At 70.5% G+C, this 5,296-nt stretch carries 5 protein-coding genes; 1 reads left to right on the top strand and 4 read right to left on the bottom strand.

Annotated features, from left to right (window positions below):
• Positions 1–295, bottom strand: a 295-nt coding sequence (locus AP428_RS00820) for a YafY family protein (protein WP_156349286.1), incomplete at its 3' end; no start/stop codon positions are given.
• 73 nt (positions 296–368) lie between these two features.
• The gene (locus tag AP428_RS00825; protein ID WP_006476880.1) at positions 369–773 is read right to left on the bottom strand and encodes a VOC family protein; all 405 of its coding nucleotides are present in this window, start codon (positions 771–773) and stop codon (positions 369–371) included.
• A gap of 122 nt (positions 774–895) precedes the next feature.
• On the opposite strand from AP428_RS00825, the gene AP428_RS00830 reads away from it, so the two are divergent.
• Positions 896–1,087, top strand: a complete 192-nt coding sequence (locus AP428_RS00830) for an SRPBCC domain-containing protein (RefSeq protein WP_082409255.1) — start codon at positions 896–898, stop codon at positions 1,085–1,087.
• Between the two features lie 73 nt (positions 1,088–1,160).
• On the opposite strand, the gene AP428_RS00835 is transcribed toward AP428_RS00830, so the two are convergent.
• Positions 1,161–2,465: a class I SAM-dependent RNA methyltransferase gene (locus AP428_RS00835; protein WP_006476879.1), complete on the bottom strand. Its 1,305-nt coding sequence runs from the start codon at positions 2,463–2,465 to the stop codon at positions 1,161–1,163.
• A 154-nt stretch (positions 2,466–2,619) separates the two neighbouring features.
• Positions 2,620–4,734: a site-specific recombinase gene (locus tag AP428_RS00840; protein ID WP_054927368.1), complete on the bottom strand. Its 2,115-nt coding sequence runs from the start codon at positions 4,732–4,734 to the stop codon at positions 2,620–2,622.
• Between the last annotated feature and the right edge of the window lie 562 nt (positions 4,735–5,296).

The raw sequence follows: 5,296 nt of genomic DNA on the forward strand, positions 1-5,296 counted from the left end.
CGCCGCTCGCGAAGCGCGCGCCGCCCCAGGTCTCGAGCATGCGCGCGCCGGTGGCGAGCGCCGCCAGCTCCTCGGCCGTGAACGTGAGCGGCGGCAGGCTCGCGTTGCGGTTCAGCCGGTAGCCGATGCCGGCTTCGCCTTCGATCGGCACCCCTGACAGTTGCAGGTCGCGCACGTCGCGATAGACCGTGCGCGGCGACACCGACAGCCAGTCGGCCAGCTGTTGCGCGGTCGTGAGACGACGCCCGCGCAACAGCTCGGCGATCTGGAACAGGCGGTCGGCACGGCGGGTCATGACAGCACCTCGATTCCTCTGGCGACGGGGACTTCGCGATGATAGCGCCGCGCCGGCCCGCTGACCGCTGCGCTCAGTGGCATTTCGGCGCGTGCAGGCCGACGCGGTTGCCTTCCGTGTCGATCAGGTAGCCGACGTAGCCGTAGTTGTTCGGCAGCTCGACGACCGAGCCCTGCACGACGCCGCCCGCGCGCTTCGCGCGTTCGAGCGCCGCGACGACCGATTCGCCGGCGTTCAGGTAGACGAGCACGCCGTTCGCGCTCGGCTTGATCTGCTGCGGATCGAACACGATGCTGCCGCCCGTGCTCGACGCGTCGCGATCGAACGTCGCCATCGGCACGCCGCCGATGACCGCGCGCTGCAACGTGGTTTGCAGCACGGTTTCGTAGAAGCGGATCGCGCGGTCGAAATCGAGGGACGGAATGTCGAACCAGGCGATCGCGCGTTCCGGGGTGGCAGTGGCGGTTGCTGACGTCATGACGAGCTCCTTGTTGCGTTGTTTGCGTTGTTATGCGGATTCGGTGTGGAAACCAGCCTGCATTGCGCCGGGATTGCAGTGTGAGCGCGGGCTGCTGACACCGTATTGTCAGTAGAGTTGTCATCTGTCTGGTCGAGCCGCTCGCCGGCGTCGTGAAGCTGACCGCCACGCACGACGGGCTCGCGTCCGGTTCGGAGAGGGATCGCGGGATTCGCGGCGGCTGGCCGGTCGTGCTGTCGAGCCTGAAGTCGCTGCTCGAGACGGGGCATGCGCTGCCGTTCACGATGGCGCGCCGGTCGCAGTCGAAGCCCTGACCGGCTCCGCAAAAGTACAGGGGCCGCGATGGCGGCCCCTGGAAGTCGTTGCGTGTGGAAGCGAACGGCTGGCTTACGCGTCGTCGCCTTCCGCTGCCGCCGGGCGCGCCTTCACGCTGCCGGCGATCAGGTCGAAGCGGAACAGCCGGCATTCGAGCGCGCCGTTGAACAGCGGCGTCTTGGCCGATTCGCGCAGGCGCAACTGGCCCGGCAGCGAACGGTCGGACGTCAGCAGGAACGCCTGCCAGCCCGTGAAGCGCTGCTTCAGCGCATCGCCGAGCGCGTTGAAGAACTCGCTGTCCGGCGCGTCGGTGTGCGTGCGGCGGAATGCGTCGTCGTTGCCGCGGTTGCGGCCGGTTTCGCGCACCTCGCCGCGCGCGCTGCGGCCGCGCACTTCGATCCGCTCGCCGTACGGCGGGTTCGCGAGGAGGATGCCCGGCCCGTCGCACGGCGGCGTCATCCCGCGCGCGTCGACCTGCTTGAGCCACACCGACGGCACGCCCGCGCGTTCGAGGTTCGCGCGCGCCTTCTCGAGCATGTCGCCGGAGATGTCGCTGCCGTACACGCCGAGCGCTTCGCCGCGCTTGGCGCGCGCCGCGCGCTTCGCGTCGAGCGCCGGCACCTTCAGCCCTTGCCACGCGGTGATGTCGTACTGCTTGAGCTTTTCGAAGCCGAACCGGCGCTCGACGCCGGGCGCCACGCCGAGCGCGATCTGCGCGGCTTCCGCGAGGAACGTGCCGCTGCCGCACATCGGGTCGTACAGCGCGGTGCCGGGCGTCCAGCCCGTCAGGCGCAGGATGCCGGCCGCGAGGTTCTCGCGCAGCGGCGCCGCCCCCTTGTCGAGACGCCAGCCGCGCTTGAACAGCGGCTCGCCCGACGTGTCGAGGTACAGCGTGCACTCGTTGACGGTCAGGAACGCGAACACGCGCACGTCCGGTGCACCGGTGTCGATGCTCGGCCGCGAGCCGGTTTTCTCCCGCATCCGGTCGCAGATCGCATCCTTCACGCGCAGCGTCGTGAATTCGAGGCTCTTCAGCGGCGACTTGATCGCGGTGATGTCGATGCGCAGCGTCTGCGTCGACGCGAACCAGCGTTCCCACGGCTGCTCGAGCGCGAGCGCGTAGACGTCCTGTTCGTTGCGGTACGGGCCGTGCGCGATCTTCAGCAGAATCCGGCTCGCGATGCGCGAATGGAGGTTCGCGGCCATGCCGGCGGCCCAGCCGCCGCTGAAATGGACGCCGCCCGGCACCTGCGCGCCCGCGGTGAACGGCGCGCCGTTCAGGTGGCGGCCGGCGATTTCGGCCAGCTCGGCGGCAAGCGCCGCTTCGAGGCCGCGCGGGCAGGGGGCGAAGAATTCGAACAGGGTGGGCGAGGACATAAGGCGGGTGAGGACGTGCAAAAGTCCACTATTGTACGCGGCGCGGGCGACCGGGGCCGGCGTTTCGGCGCGGCGGCGTAGGGGCGACGGCCGCTCGCGCGTGCCGGGAGGGCGGCGAGGGGCGCCCGGCCGGGCGCCGCCACCGCGCCGCAAGTCAGTGCGTGCCCGGCTGGCCGGCGCGCGCGGCGGGGTTGGCCGCCGGCCAGAACAGCGCGAGCGGGTTCGACAGCACCGTGCGGACGATCGCCGCGACGAGCGCGCGCACCTTGGTCGGGCGCAGGCTGCGCGAGCGCACGGCCATCGTGAACGCGAGCGCGAAGCTCACGAGCACGTTGAGGATCGCCATGCTGAGCACGCCGGCGGCGGCCCACCACAGCTCGGGCGTGCCGAGCGCACCCTTGCCCAGCACGCCGAGCGCGATCCCGATCGAGCCGGCCGACAGCGTCACGTGCCGCACCTCGAACGGGAACATGAACACGGTGACGATCGCCGGCACGAGGCCGAGCATCAGGCCGAGGCCGACGTTCGCGACCACGCCGGCGACGTTCGAGCGGCAGAAATGCGCGAGCTTCGCGGCGCCGGTCGCGCCGAGCGTCAGGCGCAGCCGGCGGTTGTACGTGAGCGCGTCGCCGACCCGGTGCAGCACGAACCAGTTGTCGGCCCAGCCCGCGAGCAGGCTCGACGCCCACAGCAGCACGCCGGTGAGGGCCGCGTAGAACGGCGTCGGGCCGAGCAGCGAGAACGAATGCAGCGTCGCGTGCGCCTTCTCCGGCGAGATCAGGTTCGCGTGCAGCACGTTGCTCGCGAACAGCTGCACGAGCAGGCACACGGGCAGCACGACGAGCACGTTGCCGGAAATCGCGGCCGCCTGCGTGCGGATCAGCGCGATCACCGACGCGACGAACGTCTTCACGCCTTCCTCGTGGCCGGTGTCGTCGAGCTCGCGCGCGAGCGTCGGCGCGGTCATCGCGGGCTGCTTGGTCGCGAGCGTGAAGTGCAGGAAGTGCATCAGCATAAAGCTGGCCGCGTAGTTGATGCCCGCGAGCAGCCCTTCGAGCATCGACTGCAGGTGCGCGCCCGTGATCGCGAACTTCACGCACACGGTCACGACGGTGACGAGGCCGCCGCCCGCGGCCATCCGCAGCATCTTCAGGTACTCGGTGCGGCCGCGCGAGATGTAGTGCTCGCCGGTGTCAGCGTTGGTCTCGACGAGCTTGCGCGCGAACAGCGAGAAGTTGCTGCGCACGAGATGCGCGACGCTCTGGCTGTTCTGGTTCGCATCGACCAGCTCGGCGGTGAGGTGCGCCATCCCGTGCAGGTCGTCGCGCGCCATCCATGCGTTCAGCAGCGTTTCCGCGCGCAGGATGCGCATGCGCATCCGCTCGACCTGGAACACGATGTCGACCGACACGCCGTTGCGGTACAGGTGCGCGAACACGTCGTCGACGGCGATCCGGCATTCGTCGAGCAGCACGCGCAGGTAGTTCACCTCGTGCAGCAGCTTGCTCGGGTCGCCGCCGTCCTCGACGGCCGCATGCGCGGTCTCGACCGCGAGCATCGCGCGGGTGAGGCGGTAGAACGGCTGCGATTCGAGCGGCTTGCGCGCGTCGTCGTCGGACAGCCGGCTGCGCACCGTCTGCGACAGGCCGGTCGAGCTGATCTGGCAGGTCAGGTTGTGCAGCGCGGCCAGCAGGTCGCGCGAGAACGAGCCGGGCTCGTGGCGCTCTTCCTCGGTGACGTCGAACGAGATCAGGCCGGCGAGGCGCGCGAGCAGGTCGTCGGGCAGCGCGTCGATCCATTTCGCGTCCTCGGGCGCGGGGAACATCAGCGTGAACAGCGCCGACAGCTCGCGGCGGTTCGGCGCGGGCGGGATCAGCGACGAATCGATCCGCTCGAACAGCGCGCCGAAGAAGCCCGAATGCACCGGCATGCCGGCGTCGCACAGCAGCGAGATGCCGTCGCACTCGCGCAGGATGCCGCGCAGAATGCGCGCCGCGTGCGCTTTCCACGCGGGGTTGCGGTCGAGCACGTGGAACAGGTAGCGCAGCCGCGCATGGGCCGGATACGTGCGTGTGTCGGCGTCGCGCTCGGCCGGCGCGTCCTGCACCGTGCCGTTGCGGCGCAGCCAGTGCGCGAGCTCGATCAGCCATTCGCTGCGCTCGGCGTACGACGCGTCGGCGTCGGCGTTGGCGAGCAGCGCATCGAGCTGGTGACCGGCATTGCGCGACGCGCGCCACTTCTTGATCAGGGTCGTCAGGGAACGAAACATAAACGGAATAGCGAAAGCCCGGGACGGGCGGGTTCGGGATGCCGGCCGGGGAAACGGCGCGACGCCGGTGAGAACGGGTGAGACGGGGCCGGTGCCGGACGGGGCACGGGGACCCGCGATGCGGCTGCCCCGCCGCGGTGCACGCGATTCGCGTGCGGGCGCCGGGAGGCACGGCGGTCGGGCCGAGCGCGGCCCGGCGCCGCTGGCTCGCGCGCACGACGAACGGCGCGAGCCTGAAAGTGCGTAGGATCGTCAATCGGGCCGGAAAACGCAAGCCGACCGCATTGTATGGCGCGGGTTCCGGCGGCTTTGACAAAGAATGTCATGGCCGTTCGGCCAGTGAAGGCTGTGCGCGGGGCCGGTGGCAGCGGCGTGCAGCCGACGACGGGCGCGCGTGCTGCCGGCTGCACCACGCCATTCCATACCGCGCGGGCGAACGTCGTGTCGAACGTTCGCCCGCGCGCCGTGCGCGTTCGCTTATGCGCCGGACTTGCCCGTCGCGCCGGCGTCGCCGCCGGACGTCGGGTTGGCCGGGCACGGCACGACCGGCGCGGCGGCCGTC

The organism is Burkholderia sp. E168m22 (assembly GCF_001319805.1).
In the GTDB taxonomy this organism is placed as follows: Bacteria; Pseudomonadota; Gammaproteobacteria; order Burkholderiales; family Burkholderiaceae; genus Burkholderia; species Burkholderia orbicola.

What these genes read in the sequence shown, in the direction of transcription:
- AP428_RS00825 (WP_006476880.1), bottom strand. Translation starts at nt 773, where the DNA reads ATGACGTCAGCAACCGCCACTGCCACCCCGGAACGCGCGATCGCCTGG.
- AP428_RS00840 (WP_054927368.1), bottom strand. Translation starts at nt 4,734, where the DNA reads ATGTTTCGTTCCCTGACGACCCTGATCAAGAAGTGGCGCGCGTCGCGC.
- AP428_RS00835 (WP_006476879.1), bottom strand. Translation starts at nt 2,465, where the DNA reads ATGTCCTCGCCCACCCTGTTCGAATTCTTCGCCCCCTGCCCGCGCGGC.